18 protein-coding genes and 1 tRNA gene are annotated in these 17327 nt (G+C 40.1%); 16 read left to right on the top strand and 3 right to left on the bottom strand.

All coding sequences use genetic code 11. From position 1 onward, the window contains the following. The 7 genes from YK48G_RS01910 (at position 1) to YK48G_RS01880 (ending at position 4401) form a co-directional block, all read left to right on the top strand. Entirely contained in the window at positions 1 to 603 is a 603-nt protein-coding gene (locus YK48G_RS01910; protein WP_203629007.1) for a hypothetical protein, read from the top strand. Continuing rightward, complete coding sequence (locus tag YK48G_RS01905; protein WP_203629006.1) at positions 604 to 1635, top strand: phage upper tail fiber protein; 1032 nt, start codon at positions 604 to 606, stop codon at positions 1633 to 1635. Between the two features lie 11 nt (positions 1636 to 1646). Then, a complete protein-coding gene (locus YK48G_RS01900) occupies positions 1647 to 2063 on the top strand; it encodes a hypothetical protein (RefSeq protein ID WP_203629005.1) in 417 nt (138 codons plus the stop codon). 269 nt (positions 2064 to 2332) lie between these two features. Then, entirely contained in the window at positions 2333 to 2806 is a 474-nt protein-coding gene (locus YK48G_RS01895) for a phage holin, LLH family (RefSeq protein WP_203629004.1), read from the top strand. Between the two features lie 2 nt (positions 2807 to 2808). Continuing rightward, on the top strand, positions 2809 to 3609 hold the full coding sequence (locus tag YK48G_RS01890) for a GH25 family lysozyme (RefSeq protein WP_203629003.1): 801 nt from the start codon (positions 2809 to 2811) through the stop codon (positions 3607 to 3609). Positions 3610 to 3611: 2 nt separating this feature from the next. Beyond that, positions 3612 to 3878 (top strand): hemolysin XhlA family protein, encoded by a 267-nt coding sequence (locus YK48G_RS01885; RefSeq protein WP_203629002.1) that lies wholly within the window; start codon positions 3612 to 3614, stop codon positions 3876 to 3878. Positions 3879 to 4155: 277 nt separating this feature from the next. Beyond that, on the top strand, positions 4156 to 4401 hold the full coding sequence (locus tag YK48G_RS01880) for a hypothetical protein (RefSeq protein ID WP_203629001.1): 246 nt from the start codon (positions 4156 to 4158) through the stop codon (positions 4399 to 4401). A gap of 158 nt (positions 4402 to 4559) precedes the next feature. On the opposite strand, the gene YK48G_RS01875 is transcribed toward YK48G_RS01880, so the two are convergent. Beyond that, positions 4560 to 5060, bottom strand: a complete 501-nt coding sequence (locus YK48G_RS01875) for a cupin domain-containing protein (protein ID WP_203629000.1) — start codon at positions 5058 to 5060, stop codon at positions 4560 to 4562. Positions 5061 to 5473: 413 nt separating this feature from the next. Here YK48G_RS01875 and YK48G_RS01870 point away from each other — a divergent pair, with 413 nt between their 5' ends. Then, entirely contained in the window at positions 5474 to 5914 is a 441-nt protein-coding gene (locus YK48G_RS01870; RefSeq protein WP_203628999.1) for a universal stress protein, read from the top strand. 98 nt (positions 5915 to 6012) lie between these two features. Here the strand turns inward: YK48G_RS01870 and YK48G_RS01865 are convergent, their stop codons facing one another. After that, on the bottom strand, positions 6013 to 6249 hold the full coding sequence (locus YK48G_RS01865) for a hypothetical protein (protein ID WP_203628998.1): 237 nt from the start codon (positions 6247 to 6249) through the stop codon (positions 6013 to 6015). 204 nt (positions 6250 to 6453) lie between these two features. Between YK48G_RS01865 and asnB the strand changes: the two genes are divergently transcribed. The 4 genes from asnB to YK48G_RS01845 are packed head-to-tail and all read left to right on the top strand — an operon-like array spanning position 6454 to position 11895. Then, positions 6454 to 8334, top strand: coding sequence for an asparagine synthase (glutamine-hydrolyzing) (gene asnB / locus YK48G_RS01860; RefSeq protein ID WP_203628997.1), 1881 nt, complete (start codon positions 6454 to 6456; stop codon positions 8332 to 8334). 29 nt (positions 8335 to 8363) lie between these two features. Further along, positions 8364 to 9899, top strand: coding sequence for a UDP-N-acetylmuramoyl-L-alanyl-D-glutamate--2,6-diaminopimelate ligase (locus YK48G_RS01855; RefSeq protein ID WP_203628996.1), 1536 nt, complete (start codon positions 8364 to 8366; stop codon positions 9897 to 9899). A gap of 4 nt (positions 9900 to 9903) precedes the next feature. Further along, a complete protein-coding gene (locus tag YK48G_RS01850; RefSeq protein ID WP_203628995.1) occupies positions 9904 to 11154 on the top strand; it encodes a carboxylate--amine ligase in 1251 nt (416 codons plus the stop codon). 12 nt (positions 11155 to 11166) lie between these two features. Beyond that, positions 11167 to 11895, top strand: a complete 729-nt coding sequence (locus tag YK48G_RS01845; RefSeq protein WP_203628994.1) for an aspartate/glutamate racemase family protein — start codon at positions 11167 to 11169, stop codon at positions 11893 to 11895. On the opposite strand, the gene YK48G_RS01840 is transcribed toward YK48G_RS01845, so the two are convergent. Continuing rightward, complete coding sequence (locus YK48G_RS01840) at positions 11892 to 12230, bottom strand: YisL family protein (RefSeq protein WP_203628993.1); 339 nt, start codon at positions 12228 to 12230, stop codon at positions 11892 to 11894. The two genes, YK48G_RS01845 and YK48G_RS01840, sit on opposite strands and share 4 nt — an antisense overlap. A 126-nt stretch (positions 12231 to 12356) precedes the next feature. On the opposite strand from YK48G_RS01840, the gene YK48G_RS01835 reads away from it, so the two are divergent. The 4 genes from YK48G_RS01835 to YK48G_RS01820 all read left to right on the top strand — a co-directional run bounded on the left by YK48G_RS01835 (position 12357) and on the right by YK48G_RS01820 (position 17173). Continuing rightward, a tRNA-Gly gene (locus tag YK48G_RS01835) sits at positions 12357 to 12427 on the top strand. Between the two features lie 306 nt (positions 12428 to 12733). Beyond that, positions 12734 to 14425, top strand: a complete 1692-nt coding sequence (argS, locus tag YK48G_RS01830) for an arginine--tRNA ligase (protein ID WP_203628992.1) — start codon at positions 12734 to 12736, stop codon at positions 14423 to 14425. A gap of 247 nt (positions 14426 to 14672) precedes the next feature. After that, a complete protein-coding gene (locus YK48G_RS01825) occupies positions 14673 to 16760 on the top strand; it encodes a PBP1A family penicillin-binding protein (RefSeq protein ID WP_203628991.1) in 2088 nt (695 codons plus the stop codon). Positions 16761 to 16828: 68 nt separating this feature from the next. Continuing rightward, positions 16829 to 17173, top strand: coding sequence for a YlbF family regulator (locus YK48G_RS01820; RefSeq protein WP_203628990.1), 345 nt, complete (start codon positions 16829 to 16831; stop codon positions 17171 to 17173). The last annotated feature ends 154 nt before the right edge of the window (positions 17174 to 17327 follow it).

The following is a 17327-nucleotide window of genomic DNA, read 5'->3' as shown; positions in this document are numbered from 1 at the left end:
ATGTATCAAACAGAAAAAGATCTGACTGACGATTCTTTACATGATTGGATCACGTCAATGTTCCCAGCTTATATGAATCAAGAGGATCAATCCAATAATCAAAATGTACTCAATATCATTGCTGCTTTGCTTAACATGCATAAGAACAATTTGCTTAGCATTTCGGATCAAGTTTTATTAGATAATGCCAGTGGGCAAACGTTAACAGAGATTGCTCTAGATTACGGAATTAGTCGGTTAGACGATGATGACGATTTTTTGAGATTTCAAGTTAAACTCCAACTACTTAAAAATCATATGGGTGTTACCACTGATGATATCAAGCAATTGATTGCCACGGTGTTAGACATTGGTACAGATGTATTTGATATTAATGGAACGGACAATCCAGAAGAGATTGAAGTTACCAATATTCCTTTTGATTTTAATTCAGGTGACAAAGCTGAGGTTAAGCGAAAGATTCTGACCAATGCCATTCAATCAATGTTGCCACCGGAATATTTATTAAAAGATCTGCAATATGCCACAACTGTTAGCAATCAAATCTTTGTCGGCGTCCACGCACAAACGTATCCACAAATTACCGTAGAGGAGATGGTTTAATTGGCTACACCAAATGTTGGTATTTTAACAACCGCCGGAAAAGCATTGATTGATAAGATTAATGCCGGTCAAGCAAAGATTACATTCAGTAAAATTGTTTTTTCAAGTATGGATAATAGTCAACTAAGTGATGATCAAATAAAAGCATTAACGGCTATTACACCACAAGAGGTTGTAGTTAATAGTCCTGAAGTAACTTTGGATGATAATACCGGAGAAACTCGTATTCGAGCTACCGGGACAAATGAATCACTAACTAGCGGTGTTTATGTAAAAACGTATGCGGTCTTTGCTAAGGACGACGGAGACAATGAAATTCTTTATGGAGTTACAATTGCACCCAAGCCTAACTACTTACCCGAGTATGATGGGGTAACACCACAAGCCGTTACCTATTCTTACAAAGTGGCGCTTAATAATACAGATAACGTTACTTTTACTAATTCTGATGATGTCTATGTATCTGAAACAGATCTCGATGCAGCTTTGCAGTCCTATGCCAATAAGGTTGTCCACAAAACAGGCGACGAAGAGATAGCAGGTACTAAAACGTTTGACACCGCACCAATTGACAAAAATGGTGATGCATACATTACGGGTAAGGGAATTCCTTCGAATATTGCCACCTTAGATGACGTTAATAAAAAAGTAACGGACAACGGTGACGGCACGATCACAGTCAACGGGAAGACTTACACGCCGGCTGATGATAGTAAAGTTGTGCACAGTGTTACTGGTGATACCACGCAAGAGGTGATCCATGGGCCTAAAAAGTTTGAGATGACCCCTTCAAGCCCTGATGGCTATTCATATCAGAACTCCAATGACCTTAATAATGCTATTACAAATACAGCCCAATTTATTAATGGTCAGTACCAATTTAAGAAGGATCCAACAAATTCGCAAGGTAATCCCTATATCACCAAAGATGGTGTACCACAGTTTTGGAATGGTACTCAAGCTGAGTTCAATAACATTACTACCAAAGATGATAATACCTACTATTATATTTTAGAAGGCAATACGAACTAGGGGGCAATTAAATGAGTGCAAGTTTTAATGGTAAAGAGGTTATCCGAATTTATAAGGGTACTCAGAAGGTGTATGAACAGGATTCTGCCTACGACTATATTCCTTTTGAGGTCAATTCAAGCTCTATGGATGGAACCATTGGTATCTATATCCCAAAAGAAAATCCTAGCTATGGTTATGTAGTAGGAGGTTACATGATAACCAATACCATGGATGGCGCTGTAACTCTTAGTATTTCTATACCGAATAAAACGGTTTCTGGTAGCTTTTATACAGAAGAATTTTGGTATACCGGTGGTACAAGTGGTAATCAAGTTGTTGGTGGTACAGTAACAGTTACTAACAATGAAATTGATTTGGGCAATCAAACCAATGTACCGGTTATTATTACGGGTGGAACTGTAACGATAGGTAGTTCTGTGCTATAATTAGTGCGAATATCCTCCCCAGATATTCATATGGATCGCATATTCTTTTCATGATATGCCCCCCTCAATATATATCCAGCGTCTGCTCCCCCCAGCAGGCGTTTTTGTTTGTTCGATGTTTAAATGGTTTACAATTGATCATGATTGGCAGTGCGGAAAAACTGCCAGTCTATTGAGTTCTCATAACGCTTGAATCTACTTGGATTCAAGTTGAGCATCTGCTGATTGTCAGTGGGTGCTTTTATTTTGCTCAAAATTAAGGAGGAATCATGATGTTTAATCAAATTAACGATGTTTTTAATTGGTTGGAAAGCACTGGTATCTTAGCCGCTTTAGGGACACTGGTTGCTTTAGTTATCAAGCAATTGGCTCCATACTTAAAAACCCACATTAAAGATAAGCAATTAAACCAGTTAACGCAATATGCGTTGCAGACGGTTATTAGAATGGCCACGTTAGTGGGACTATCCAAATCGGATCGCCAAAAAGCGGCCATCCAAGAAGTGACTCAGTTTGCTCAACAGCTAGGCTTCACGTGGGTAACCCCAACAATTGTCACTTCATTAGTTGAAGCCGCCTATCAGCAGTTTAAGAAGTTAGGCTATGACAATCACGCTCCTAAAACAACCATTTTCCCAGATCCTGATGAACCAGCAACTAGCGTGGCTGCATCTGCTTCAACGTCTACCTCTGAAAAGCCTGTCCAAACGGCCACTGATGATGCACAAGCAAAGGAGGGATAGTCATGGCCTACCCACGTGGAATTGATATTTCATCTTATCAAGCCAGCTCCTTAGCTTTCATGCAAACGAAGAAGCAGCAAGGGGCGAGGTTTGCAATCGTTAAGTTAACTGAAGGCACCCGTTATCTGAATCCTAAAGCTAGTGCTCAAATCACTAATGGTTTAAAAGTATTTAACAGTGTCGGTGTTTACCATTTCTTTCATGGCTATGGCTTAGCCGAAGCTAAACATTTCTTGGGGGGGATTAAGGCCTTCGGCTTAGACACTTCGACGGTATTGGCAATTGATGTTGAAGCTAGCGATCTGCCAACGTCGACGACTTCACAAGTCAATGTGTTCTTAAAGTATCTGATTGCTCATGGGTACAAACATGTGATCACCTACGGGAGTGCCTCGTGGTTTAATACGGGCCGGATCAAACGATCCGCTTTGGTTGACAAACATATCTGGGTAGCCGCTTATAATAACTATGCCCCGGGCGTGGCCAATGCGAATGCCTGGCAGTACACCGACAACTTTCACGGGGTTGATGCTAGTTTGGACTTTGACGGGTCACTGTCAGGCACCACGACGGTGGCTAAACCAAGCTACTATCAAACTCCAGGGTTATACGAAGTGCGTATTGGACAAATCCATGCGTATAATGATTTGGCTGCCAAGTCCAAACGCTATGTTCGCTTACGTAAAGGCAGTCGGATCTATGGGACACCGGTCAAGTATGGCAAAATTACCCGGCTTAAGACCCCGCTAGGTTACTTTACGACCAATAAAGCGTTCATTAAATTTATTAAAAAGGCGGGATAAGCATGCCACAAAATGAAATTAACGTTACTGAGACGCTCATGGAAATTAACGAACGCCTGGCACGAGTCGAAACCAAGATGGATAACTTAAATAGTGCTGATAATAAAGCTGATAAGGCCCTTCAATTATCGCAAACCAATGCTGATAACATTAAAGCTAATGCCGGTGACATCAGCAATTTAAAGACGATTTTATACTGGGAAATCGGGGTAATTGTCGTTGGCATTGTGGTGCCATTAGGCATTTATGTGCTGGAAAAGTTTTTTTAACTTGAAGTTTTAATCAAAAAATTCTATCCTTCATATATAGAGATTGACACAGGGGTTCACCTTGCTGACGGGACTGGCTATCTCGTTAAGTACTAACTGTGGTGGTTAGTATATGCCATTAGGTTAAGCTCCTTTCTTGCTCTGGTGCAAGAAGGGATACATATATAATTATAATTTATTTGCTCACTCCTTCGGGGGTGGGCTTTTTGTGCATTAAAGGTTTACAAAAATCAACGAAAGATGTAATACAGGAAGAAAGACATGGGGAGGTGGAAAAATGGAACAAAAACCACATTTTTTCACCTCTATTCACCTCTATGTTTATTTACGAAAATCACCGAAAAAGGCACTTTTTTTCTTCGATGGTCAAAAAATGGTCAACCGGTGGTTACCAGCACCATTAACTAGGCAACATTCGAATCTTGCTCGGGCATTTGGCAGCATTTTGGGAGCTTATCTCATTACATCTTATTTATCCTCAATTCACTTAAATCAAGAGATTGAGGATATCTTTTATCTTTAACTGATTACATAAGTGAAAATAGAATTAAATAAGTTTAAAATCATTTGCCACTTTTACCCCAAATTGTTATGAGTTACAGTAATATTTTTTGGAGAAAGCAATTTACAGTGGCTTTAGGCAACAATAATGAAGCCCAACAGTACGTCCAACCGCGTAGTTTATTGCTTTGCATCACTGGCTAACCGCTCAATTACCTCGGCATTATTTGGATAATTGTGCAACAGTTGCTTTTTGGAAAGTAACTCAAAGTCATGGTAATCAAAGCCAGGGGCTACCATACAGCTGACAACGGTAAATGCATCCCGGTCGGCGATTTCAGAAGCAAAAATTGTGTTTTTAGGTACTCGAAATTGCAGTTGTTCACCAGTTAATAAGTGATTTCCTAATTGAACAGTTGAATACACGCCGAGTGGACTAATTAAATGAATCGTTACTGGGCTGCCTATATGAAAGTACCAAAGTTCGTCGTGATTGAGGCGATGAAAATGGGAGGGGATTTGGCTGGTTAATAAAAATAGAATTGATGTGTACCGATAACGATCACCGTTGCTCTCAGGCGCAAAAAAAGTATCATCGCTGTGGTAAACTTGTCGATACCAACCGCCTTCTGGATGGGGAACTAAGTTAAGGGATTGGATGTAATCTTCTTTAGTATTCATAAGAACTCCTTTACTGTTTCAAAATAAGTGAACCGATTATTTTTGAAAAAATGTGCGTTGTGGCTGTTCAGCAAATTACCCTTGCTATCGAAAGGCAAAATAATGGTTTGGATGATACCGCTGATGATAAAAGCGTTAATTAACGAGTTGATATTAAAGCAGGTAGGCAGAAAATGTGACGAAATTGATTAAACTTGTTAGGATACTAACAAGAATCATTCTCTTATACGGCATTGTTATCATAGTAACTAAGTGGAAAATGATGCTAGCAACATAGTGATTGGCCTGCTTTCATAAGTAATTATGATTCTATTATATCATAGTACTTATTGATTGCTTTTTATCAATAAACGTTGCATTATAGTAGTGTAGTGATGTTGATTGCGCTTTCACAAGTAGAAAGGATGATAAGCATGTATGAGCACATTTTAGTACCCCTTGATGGCAGTAAAAATTCTCAACAGGCGCTCGAAGAAGCGGTCAAGCTGGCAAAGCAGTTTGGGTCGAAATTGAGCCTTATCACGGTTATTAACAACACCAACTTCTATTATGGTGCTGGTGGCACGGGGCTGCCGGCAAACATGTATGATGATCAAAAGACGGTGGCAAATCAGATCATTGCGGATGCCAAGAAGTACGTTGATTCACAAGGCGTCGAATATGAGACCGCTGTTGATATTGGTAATCCTAAGAATATTATTGCCCATATTTATCCTGATCAGCATGATGTTGATTTAATTGTTATCGGGAAATCTGGTGTGGACGCATTGAACCGTTTGCTTATTGGGTCAACAACGGCTTACGTTGTTAGAAATGCAACGACTAAAGTATTAGTCGTTAATGCTAAAGAGTAGCGGTCACACAATGATTGTCAATATAAGAAACTAGTTTAATCACAAAAAGGATTGAAAGCTCAATTTGCTCTCAATCCTTTTTGTGATTAATGAAATAATTATAAACGATCCGATACTTTATAGGGCTTTTGAACGGCCCCTTTTTCATTATCATGAGAAACAATGTCGTCTGCTAAAAAAATATCAAAGCCCTTATTGTTAACGCCATGGACAACAAGAACCCGCTTATTTTGATCCTGTTTTTCTTTATATATCTGAGCAGTTTTTACTGCCTCATTATGATCATGAAAGTTACCAATTGAATCGCCAGGGTTGAAAAATACAATTTCATCCATAGATACCGCTCCTTTCAATGCCATTTGACTCTTAACTAAAGTATACCGTAAAGTCGTGATAAAATGAAATTCGACTATTTTTTATCTGATTCGGGCAGGCTTTTTTAAGAAAACATTATACTACTGGTAGCTTGGACGGTTATCTGATAAAATAATAGGCGTTATGTTTTGCTGAAGATTGAATTAACAAAAGGGGATTGAATTATGTGCGGATTTGTTGGTTATGTTAACCAAAAAGATGTTCCTGAAAATACAATTAATGATATGGCGGATAGAATTAAGCACCGAGGCCCCGATGATGAAGCTTACTTTGCCGATGATGCCGTATCAATGGGATTTCGCCGGCTTTCAATCATTGATTTGGCCCATGGTCGGCAACCCATGTATAACGCCGACCAAACCAAAGTGCTAACGTTTAATGGCGAGATTTATAATTACAAAGAAGTTCGTGCAGAATTGCGTGACCTTGGTTATGAATTTAAAACAGACGTTGACTCTGAAGTCTTGGTTTACGGCTACGAAGAATGGGGCCCTGCGCTTCTTGACAAACTTCGTGGGATGTTTGCGTTTGTGATTTACGATAAAAAGAAGAACGAGGTTTTTGGCGCCCGTGATCACTTTGGAATTAAGCCGCTTTACTACTATGATGATGGTGATACCTTCATGTGGGGATCAGAAATCAAGGCTTTTTTGGAACACCCAAATTTCAAGAAGCAATTAAACTTGAGGTTACTGCCGATTCACTTGAGTTTTGAATTCATTCCATCTCGTGAAACAATGTTCAAAAACGTTTACAAGTTGCTGCCTGGTCAATACTTCCTTCACAAGGACGGCAAGACGGAAACGCACCGTTACTTTAAGTTTAACTATGATCACATTGATAATAGTCAAACAATTGAAGGCGATGCGGATAAAATTGGTAAGTTAATTGACGATTCCGTTAAGGCTCATATGATTGCCGACGTTGAAGTGGGAAGCTTTTTATCAAGTGGAATTGATTCCAGCTATGTTTTAAACGAGGCAGCTAAGTTAAAACCAATTCAGTCGTTTTCAATTGGCTTTCATCATTCAAAATATAGTGAATTAGCTTGGTCAACTGAATTTGCTAAAACAATTCAGCAGAAGAACACCCCAATCTACATGGATGGTGATGATTATTTTAATTTTCTGCCAACAATGATGTATTACATGGATGAGCCACTTTCAAATCCAGCTGCCATTCAACTTTATTACCTTTCACGAGAAACCTCTAAGCACGTCAAGGTTGCGTTATCAGGTGAAGGCGCCGACGAATTCTTTGGCGGGTATAACACTTACTTAGAAGCTATTCCGTTCGACCGTTACCAAAAGTATGTGCCCAAGCCGATTCGTAAGGGATTAGCTGCAGTAGCCAAACGGCTGCCAAGATTCCATGGTCGCCGCTTCTTGATTCGAGGGGCCCAGCCATTAAGCGAACGGTATTATCGGGTTAATTACGTTTTTAACTATGATGACCGTAACAAGGTACTAAAGGACCCTTCAATTAACCTTGACTCAGGGGCCTATACAAAGCACATTTTTGATGATGTTGCTGACAAAGATGAAATGACGCAAATGGAATACTTTGATATCAACACTTGGTTGCCTTACGATATTTTACACAAGGCTGATCGAATGAGCATGTGTAATTCATTAGAAGTCCGGGTACCATTTGTCGATAAGGAAGTCGCAAAGTTCGCCGAGACGATGCCGGTTAAGACACGGATCACGCCTGAAGAAACCAAAATTGCGCTTAGAACATCGGCGGAGCGAGAGATGCCTAAGAAGACGGCATTAAAGGAAAAATTAGGTTTCCCATCCCCAATTGCCAGCTGGATTAATGATCCAAAGTATCATGATCGAATTGTTCATGCTTTTCATTCAGATACAGGCAAGAAGTTCTTCAATACGGAAGCATTAGATAAGTTATTGAAAGAACATGCCGAAGGAAAGTCCAATATGCAAAAGATTTTTACCATTTACACGTTTATCTTATGGTATCAAGTGTACTTCCCTGAAGATACAACGGAAAATACAGTGAGTTTGGTTCATCGGACACAAATTTAGCATTTTGAAGGAAATGGAAGGTGCAAGGATTGGCACAAGTGACGCTTGATGAAATTTTAGTCATCTTAAAAGAGCATGATTTGCTAGTAAATAGTCAATTAAACAACTTGCGTTTGAGTTTCAAGCAAATTGCGTACAATTCTAAATTAGTTTCTGGTAAATGTCTGTTCTTTTGCAAGGGAAATTTTAAAGCCGATTACTTGGTGGATGCTCAAAATCGCGGGGCAATCGCCTATGTTGCTGAACAGTTATACGATCAAGTTGCGCTGCCAGGAATTATTGTCACCAATATCCAAAAAGCCATGTCGCTATTATCTGCGGCATTTTTTGGCTACCCACAAAACAGTTTGCCGACAATTGCTTTTACAGGAACAAAGGGTAAGACAACTTCTGCATACTTTACCAAAGCCATTTTAGACCGGACTTATCGTCGGCGAGTCGCACTGTTTTCAACGATTAATACAATTGTTGGCCTTAATCCAGCTGATAGTGTTAAGTCGAATTTAACGACACCAGAGTCTTTGGATTTATTTACCAATATGGCGGCGGCTGTGCATAATGGAATGTCTCACTTGATTATGGAAGTTTCTTCTCAAGCATATAAAAAGAATCGGGTTTATGGTCTTCATTACAATGTCGGGGTTTTTCTGAACATTTCCCCAGATCATATTGGGAGAAATGAGCACCCAACGTTCGCGGACTATTTGCACTGTAAAGAGCAGTTATTAGTAAATTCCACTATTTGTATTCTTAACGCGGATGGGACCCACATCAGCGATATCTACTATGCAGCTAAAGCGACGACTCAACCTGAAAACATTTTTATTTACGGACGAGAGGCAAAAGTTGCTGAGTTGGGAATCCCAGTCGATTTTCAGTATGAATCAGTTGCTGATTCGTTAGCTGAAAACAAAATTAAATTGGTTGCTAACACCGAACACGCTAAACGGTTAGCAATTGATGGCACATATGAAATCAGTATTCCTGGTGATTACAACGAAGGCAATGCCGTAACTGCCGCGATTACTAGCGCTTTGATGAATGCTAGTAGCGAAGATATTGCTTATGGATTGGCTCACACGCACGTTCCGGGGCGGATGGAAATCTATCCAACCAAAGCGCATGGCACAATTTACGTTGACTATGCGCATAATTATGGCAGCTTGCATTCGGTTTTAAATTTTTTGGAAGCACAAAAACCAACTGGCAAGACTGTGGTCGTTACTGGCAGCACGGGTGATAAAGGGGTTGATCGTCGAGAGGGATTGGGCAAAGCCATTAATGAGTTTGCCGACGAAGCTTTTCTGACGACCGATGATCCAGCGACAGAAGATCCCCAGACAATCGCAGCTGAAATTGCTGAGCATATTGATCAACGTAAGGTCAAAGTCGTGTACATTGCAGACCGCAAAGCCGCAATTACGAAGGCCGTGTTTCAAAGTGCGCCCGGGGACGTTGTCTTAGTAGCCGGCAAGGGGCACGACGCATTTCAAAAGATTGATGGCCAAAACGTTCCCTACGAAGGGGATGCGGCAATTGTTGCTAATTTAGTGAAAGGACTATAAGTGAATGGATAATCAGACTAGTGATTTCACACCAGTTTTATTAGGCAGTGATTTTAATGTTTATGGGATGGCTCGTTGCCTTTATGAGCTTTATGGCAAGCCGGTAAAGGCGTTTGCCCAGGTTAGTTTGGCGCCAACTCGGTATACTAAAATCGTTGACTTGGAATTAATTCCAGGGTTTAGTGAAGATCCAACTTGGATTAACTCAATGAAGCGAATTAAGCAGCGATATGCAGATCATCACGAACCTGTGATTTTAATTGGCTGTGGTGATGGTTATGCGGAATTAATTGCCAAACACAAAGCGGAATTAGAAGATGTTTTCGTTTGTCCGTATATTGACTATGATTTGATTAAACAGTTAAATGACAAAGAAAACTTCTATAAGATGTGTGATAAGTATGACTTGCCATACCCAAAAACAAAGATTATTTCTAAGCAGATGTATGAATCAGGCCAACCAATTGAACAGCCATTTGGCTACCCAGTGGCTTTAAAACCGGCCAATAGCGTGGAGTGGTTGGATATTCACTTTGAAGGCCGGAAAAAAGCGTTCATTATTAAAGATGAAGCCGAGTTTAAAGATGTTGTGGCCAAAAGCTATGATAATGGCTATACATCAGACTTTATTCTTCAAGACTTTATTCCTGGCGATGACAGTAATATGCGGACACTAAACGTTTATGTTGATCGCAACCACCAAGTTAAACTGATGTGTCTTGGGCATCCATTACTTGAAGACCCATCCCCAGCTGCCATTGGCAACTATGTGGCGATTATTCCCGAGTATAATCAGGATATTTATAATCGGGTTCAAAAGTTTTTGGAAGAAATTAATTTTACTGGTTATGCTAATTTTGATATTAAATTTGATACGCGTGATCAGTCATACAAGTTGTTTGAAATTAATTTGCGAACAGGCCGCAGTAGTTTCTTTGTCACCTTGAATGGTTACAAACTAGCTGATTGGGTTGTCCAAGATTATGTTTTTGACTCATTGCGGGATAAAGCCACCGTTTATGCGAACCAGGATAAAAATAAGTATTTTCTTTGGTTAGGCGTTTCAACGAAAATTTTTGAAAAATATGCTAAAGATAATGAAGCTAAAAAAGCCGCGTTACAGTTGATTAATGAAGGCCGTTATGGTGATACATTCTGGTATGGCAAAGACAAGAGCTTTAAGCGATTTGCATTATATAAATGGATGTTTCATAATTATGCCAAGAATTTCAACCGGTATTTTGTTGCCAAGTAAGGACTGATAGCTATGGATGACTTTTTTACAATTATTGGTGGAATGGGAACTGAGGCAACCGAAACGTTTATTCATATTTTGAATGAGCGAACCCCGGCTCATCGAGATCAAGATTATCTGAATTATATTTTAGTGAATCATTCAACCGTCCCGGATCGAACGGATTACATTTTGGATCATCGAAAACCTAATCCACTAACGCCGCTGGCAGCAGATATCAAACAGCAAAGTCAATTAAAGCCAGCATTTTTTGCGATTCCATGTAACACCGCACACTATTTCTTTGATGAGTTGCAGGCGTTAACTGATATTCCGATTCTAAATATGCCACATGAAACGATCAAAGCAATCAAAACCGAAGTGCCACATGCACGCAAAGTGGGCTTGATTGCGACTAAAGGAACGCTTCACGATGGTATCTATGATAAAGAAATCATCGACGCTGGTTATGAACTGTTTAAACCAACTGAAGCGATTGCTGACCAGACGATGACCCTGATTTATGATGATGTTAAAGCTAAAAACAAAGTTGATGGTGATTTATATCATCAAATTCTCGAAGAAATGGTTGATGGCTTTGGCTGTGATATCGTTGTCCTTGGCTGTACGGAATTATCGGTGGCTCAACAACGGGCTGGCAGCCTCAACTATCCGGTCATTGATGCCCAAGCAGTCTTAGCAGATCGTTGTATTGAGTTAGCTCAACAACTGCGGAAGCAAAAAAAATCGCCAACTAATTAATAGTTGACAAGGGTTTGTAAGACAACAGCGATTGGCGTCGCAATCATTAGCAGCCAAAGCAATCTCGGCGTATAGTGCGTATCTTGTTTGCGGCCATAGGCGTTTTCGCTAAGGGCAATGGTACCTAGCGTCACTAAAACTCCAATGATAACGATGGCTGGATGGCGGTGAAATGAACGCAGGGCGATGACAACTTGGCTGATAATAATTAACCAATAAAATAGCCTTGAGATCATCATGGAGTCGATGACCCGTTTCTTAATTGGCCGGGTCAGGCCCCAAATAAAATTGATAAAAAAGATTGCCCAGCAAGCGTAGTTAAGCAAAATCCACATTCAGATCACCTCTTTACTTTAAGTATTAGGAGTTTAGCGGCAAAAAGCAATCTTTATTTTCATTCTTTATAAATTTCAAAAGAGTATGACAAAGACGAAAAGCCGTGATATAATTGTCTTTGTTATGCGGGTATAGTTTAGTGGTAAAATTCAAGCTTCCCAAGCTTGCGTCGCGGGTCCGATTCCCGTTACCCGCTTCGTGGTGAACTTAACCACGGATTATTGGATTGATTTTATTAGCCAAGTGTTTTAATAACCGGCTGTTAATCCACTAAGTTCCAAGTTATTCCATTATAAAAGAGTAGTAGTTGGTTGCTGGATAGCAAGCGAATTCGGGATGGTGAGAGCCGAATTTTTCAGTCAACGAAGCGTGCTTTTAGAATCATAACTTAATAAGTTGAGCGGATATTTTTATCAATTAGAGTGGTACCGCGGGTTTACTCGTCTCTTACAATTTTTTTGTAAGAGTTTTTTTGTATATTTTTAGACGGAGGGAAAAAGCAATGGATTATAAAGCACAAGTGACAAACTCAATTTTGAGCGTTCTGAATGATGAACTGTCTTCAGCGGAGGTCTATGAAAAATTGGAACAACCTAAGACTTTGGCAATGGGGGATTTAGCATTCCCTGCATTTGCTTTGGCAAAAGTTTTCCATAAAGCCCCTAATCAGATCGCGGCCGAATTGGTTGCCAAGATTGATCAAACCTCTTATGAAAAGGTTGAAGCAAAGGGTGCTTATATTAATTTCTTCTTGGACAAGGGTCAGTTTAGCAATGAAGTATTGACAGATGTTCTAGAGCAAGGCGCCGCCTATGGTCAAAATGACAATGGTAAGGGTGGTAACGTGCCCATTGATATGTCTTCACCCAATATTGCTAAGCCAATTTCAATGGGGCATTTGCGCTCAACCGTTATCGGTAATTCTATTGCTAAAATTTTAGTTAAAAATGGCTACCACCCAATCAAAGATAACCATTTAGGTGATTGGGGAACCCAATTTGGTAAGCTAATTGTTGCTTACAAAAAGTGGGGTAATGAAGCAGATGTTAAAAAAGATCCCATTAACAACTTAGTTAAGTACTATGTTAAGTTCCATCAAGAAGACAAAGCTCACCCAGAATTGGATGATGAAGCTCGAGAGACATTCAAAAAGCTAGAGGAAGGCAATGAAGAAGAAGTCTTTCTTTGGAAATGGTTCCGAAAAGTCTCGCTCGAATCCTTTAACAAGATTTATGAAAAGCTTGGGGTTACCTTTGATACCTACAACGGTGAAGCCTTTTATAATGATAAAATGGATGAAGGTATCCAGATTTTAAAAGATAAGGGACTATTGGTTGAATCTCGTGGCGCTCAAGTCGTGAACCTTGACAAGTATAATTTGAACCCTGCTTTGATCCTCAAGAGTGATGGGGCAACTTTATACATCACCCGGGATATTGCCACGGCAATCTATCGGGATAGGACCTATAAGCCAGCTATGAACTTGTACGTTGTTGGTTCTGAGCAAACTTATTATTTCCAACAGCTCAAGGCCGTCTTGTTGGAAATGGGCTTGCCTTCTGCTGAAAACTTGCATCATATTCCATTTGGTTTAATTACGGTTAATGGTAAAAAGTTATCTACTCGTTCCGGTCGAATCATCTTGCTTGATAAAGTCCTAGACGATGCAATTGATTTAGCTAAAGAGCAGATTGAAGCTAAAAACCCAGACTTGCCTAACAAAGAGGAAGTTGCCAAAGAAGTTGGGGTTGGCGCAATCATCTTTGGTGACTTGAAGAACGAACGGACCAATAATATTGACTTTGTGCTGGAGGATCAACTCAAATTTGAAGGCGAAACCGGTCCTTATGTTCAATATTCTCATGCTCGAGCTGAAAGTATCCTCAAAAAAGCCGGCAGCATTGATTTTCACGGGGCTAATAAAGCCCTCGCCGATCCGTCAGCTTGGGAAACGGTGACGGCTTTAAAAGAATTCCCAGACGTTATTGTGAGTGCTTGCAAAGACTTCGAACCATCAGAAATCGCCAAGTATTCGTTACGATTAGCTAAAGCCTTTAACAAGTATTATGCTCATTCAAAGATTTTGGTGGACGACGACCAATTAGGGGCTCGTTTGTCCTTGGTCAAGGCCGTTTCAATTGTTCTCAAAGAATCCCTTAATTTATTGGGGGTCAAAGCACCAGACGCAATGTAATCGTTACTAACTTCATAATTAGATTAATTAAAAGCGAGAGTCGATTGACACCTTTTCAGGTTGCCTATGGCTCTCGTTTTAACGTTGTTCAGTCAAACGCCTCAGCCTTTAACCTTGCCTGTCAGCGAAATTAGTTACTCATCACTAATTTGACACATTTTAAATCCTCGTTAAGTTTTTGAAAGCCGCCAAATCAGAAAAACTAGGTGTGATACAATGTGTAAGTATTTATAAAAGGAGTATGAGTATGAACAACAATTCAACCAAATCATTTAGGAAAAAGGCTGGACCTTTGTTTAGACGATTTAACCGCTTTTGTCGAAAGTATCATTTGGTTAAATGGCTTGTTGTTTTATTCTTGAGTATTGGGTTAGCAACGAGTACTTATCTAGTTTTTCTAGCCAAAACGGCGCATGTTCAGAATTTGGAATCTTCACTTGCCAAAACAACTGAAATCTTTGACGCCAGTAACCATAAGGCAGGCGAATTATATGCGCAAAAGGGAACTTATGTCCAACTAAATCAGGTTTCTAAGAATATTCCTAAAGCCGTCCTTTCAACTGAGGATCGCAATTTTTATCACGAATATGGTTTTTCGATTAAGGGAATTGCCCGAGCGATGTTTTTACTATTAAAAAACAAATTATTACATCGAAATTATATTAGTGGCGGCGGTAGTACCCTGACCCAACAATTGGTGAAGAATGCTTACTTATCGCAAGAGCAAACGATGACGCGGAAGTTAAAAGAACTTTTTTTGTCGATTCAGGTTGAAAATGTTTATACAAAAAAAGAAATTTTAACGATGTATTTGAACAATGCTTACTTTGGCAACGGCGTTTGGGGCGTTCAAGATGCTGCTAAGAAGTATTTTGGGCAAAACGCTGTGGATCTTTCGGTGCCGGATTCAGCCGTATTGGCCGGGATGCTGACTTCGCCGAGTGCCTTTAATCCAATTGATCATCCTAAAGCGGCAAAATGGCGGCGAAATGTGGTGCTACAATTAATGGTTGAAAATCATCAATTAACACAAACCCAGGCTGATTATTATAAAAAGACGCCAATTGTGCTTCGAGATACTTATGTGCGCAAAGATGGCTATAAGTATCCTTACTACTTTGATGCCGTAATTGATGAGGCAATTAGTAAATACGGGCTGACTGAATCTGAAATTATGAACCGCGGCTATCGAATATACACCAATTTGAACCAGTCTCAGCAACAAGCAATGCAGACAACTTTTGATAATAATTATTACTTCCCGGCTAACGCGACGGATGGCACTAAAGTTCAGGCTGCTTCGATAGGTGTCTCACCTAAGACTGGCGGGGTAACAGCGGTTGTGGGTGGCCGCGGGAAACACGTTTTTCGTGGCTATAATCGGGCAACCCAGATTACCAGACAACCTGGCTCGACGATGAAACCACTCGCCGTTTATACCCCAGCTTTGGAAGCTGGTTACAAATTTGATTCAGAACTCGTCGATCGAAAAAAGGCGTATGGCAGTAATCACTATACCCCGAAAAACTATAATAATGTGTATCAAGGAAAAGTGCCGATGTATGAGGCCTTAGCCCAAAGCATGAACGCACCGGCGGTTTGGCTTTTGAATCAGATTGGCGTTAATCGCGGTTATCAATCAGTCAAAGATTTTAATATTCCAGTGACTAAAAAGGACAAGAACCTTGCTTTAGCACTTGGCGGGATGTCTGGTGGGGTTTCTCCCCAGCAAATGGCCGGTGCTTACACGGCGTTTGCAAACGGCGGTAAGGTCTTTAAACCTTTCTACATTAGAAAAATTGTTGATTCAACTGGGAAAGTGATTGTTGACAATACTGCTAAGCAGCAAGGCCGCCAGATTATGTCTTCGTCAGTTGCCAAGCAAATGACCAGTATGATGCTGGGCGTCTTTAATAATGGAACCGGTGTTGATGCCAAGCCGTATGGTTATCAAGTTGCCGGCAAAACAGGGAGTACTGAAGCGGATGACACTGGCTCTAAAGATGCGACTAAGGATAAGTGGATTATTGGCTACACGCCTGATTTAGTGGTTGCCACTTGGGAGGGCTTTGATAGTACTAGTCAAGCCCACCATTTGGAGAACTTGAGCGGAACTGGAGTTGGTCCATTATTTAAAACCGAAATGCAAACGATGCTCCCTTATACAAAAAATTCTGCGTTTAATACTAAGGATGCCCAAACAATTGTCCAAGGTGAAAACAATAATGATAGTATTTGGGATACCATCCAGAAGAAAACCAACGACTATTCAAATAAAGTTGAGCAAAAAGCTAAGGAATGGTTCAATGATGCTAAGAGTTGGTTTGGCCAATAGATCCCTCGGAGTTTGATAGGCATTTGTGGTAAACTAAAGGAAATATGAAAATTAAGGTGGATAATTTAATGAATGACAAAATGACTGAGTTAGCGACCCAATTGCAACAAGAATTAACGGCTACCAAAGAATTTCAAGATTTAAAGAATACTTATGAAAAATTGCGAGCAGATTCAGACACTTTTCAATTATTTAAAAAGTTTCAACAAACCCAAATGCAGTTGCAACGCAAGCAGATGCAGGGAACTCAGCCAACTGAAGCAGAAATTAATGATGCGCAACAAATGGCCACTCAAATGGGACAGAACCAAATTATTTCTGAGTTAATGAGCAATGAAAAGGCTTTGAATCAGGTCTTAGGTGATGTAAACGATTTGGTGACTAAACCAATCATGGAATTGTACCGGAATTAATAGACGGTACCAGTGTTTCGAAGGTGCTTTTAGGTTGATTTAATTGGCCACTCATTGTGGCTGCCTTGATAGACACTTGGTAGACAAACGATCAATGGTTTGAAAAATTGGATCATTGATGATGGGTGCTTTACAACGAAGTTAATCGACATGG

Origin of the sequence: Lentilactobacillus fungorum, from assembly GCF_016860605.1 — a bacterium.
GTDB classification, from domain to species: Bacteria; Bacillota; Bacilli; order Lactobacillales; family Lactobacillaceae; genus Lentilactobacillus; species Lentilactobacillus fungorum.
The sequence above is the reverse complement of the archived record's forward strand: the minus strand, read 5'-3'. Positions and strand labels throughout refer to the sequence as shown.

Coding starts and splice junctions, on each gene's coding strand:
- YK48G_RS01850 (WP_203628995.1), top strand. CDS start 9,904: ATGGATAATCAGACTAGTGATTTCACACCAGTTTTATTAGGCAGTGAT.
- YK48G_RS01870 (WP_203628999.1), top strand. CDS start 5,474: ATGTATGAGCACATTTTAGTACCCCTTGATGGCAGTAAAAATTCTCAA.
- YK48G_RS01885 (WP_203629002.1), top strand. CDS start 3,612: ATGCCACAAAATGAAATTAACGTTACTGAGACGCTCATGGAAATTAAC.
- YK48G_RS01895 (WP_203629004.1), top strand. CDS start 2,333: ATGATGTTTAATCAAATTAACGATGTTTTTAATTGGTTGGAAAGCACT.
- YK48G_RS01825 (WP_203628991.1), top strand. CDS start 14,673: ATGAACAACAATTCAACCAAATCATTTAGGAAAAAGGCTGGACCTTTG.
- YK48G_RS01900 (WP_203629005.1), top strand. CDS start 1,647: ATGAGTGCAAGTTTTAATGGTAAAGAGGTTATCCGAATTTATAAGGGT.
- YK48G_RS01890 (WP_203629003.1), top strand. CDS start 2,809: ATGGCCTACCCACGTGGAATTGATATTTCATCTTATCAAGCCAGCTCC.
- YK48G_RS01865 (WP_203628998.1), bottom strand. CDS start 6,249: ATGGATGAAATTGTATTTTTCAACCCTGGCGATTCAATTGGTAACTTT.
- YK48G_RS01845 (WP_203628994.1), top strand. CDS start 11,167: ATGGATGACTTTTTTACAATTATTGGTGGAATGGGAACTGAGGCAACC.
- YK48G_RS01840 (WP_203628993.1), bottom strand. CDS start 12,230: ATGTGGATTTTGCTTAACTACGCTTGCTGGGCAATCTTTTTTATCAAT.
- YK48G_RS01875 (WP_203629000.1), bottom strand. CDS start 5,060: ATGAATACTAAAGAAGATTACATCCAATCCCTTAACTTAGTTCCCCAT.
- YK48G_RS01910 (WP_203629007.1), top strand. CDS start 1: ATGTATCAAACAGAAAAAGATCTGACTGACGATTCTTTACATGATTGG.
- asnB (WP_203628997.1), top strand. CDS start 6,454: ATGTGCGGATTTGTTGGTTATGTTAACCAAAAAGATGTTCCTGAAAAT.
- YK48G_RS01880 (WP_203629001.1), top strand. CDS start 4,156: ATGGAACAAAAACCACATTTTTTCACCTCTATTCACCTCTATGTTTAT.
- YK48G_RS01820 (WP_203628990.1), top strand. CDS start 16,829: ATGAATGACAAAATGACTGAGTTAGCGACCCAATTGCAACAAGAATTA.
- argS (WP_203628992.1), top strand. CDS start 12,734: ATGGATTATAAAGCACAAGTGACAAACTCAATTTTGAGCGTTCTGAAT.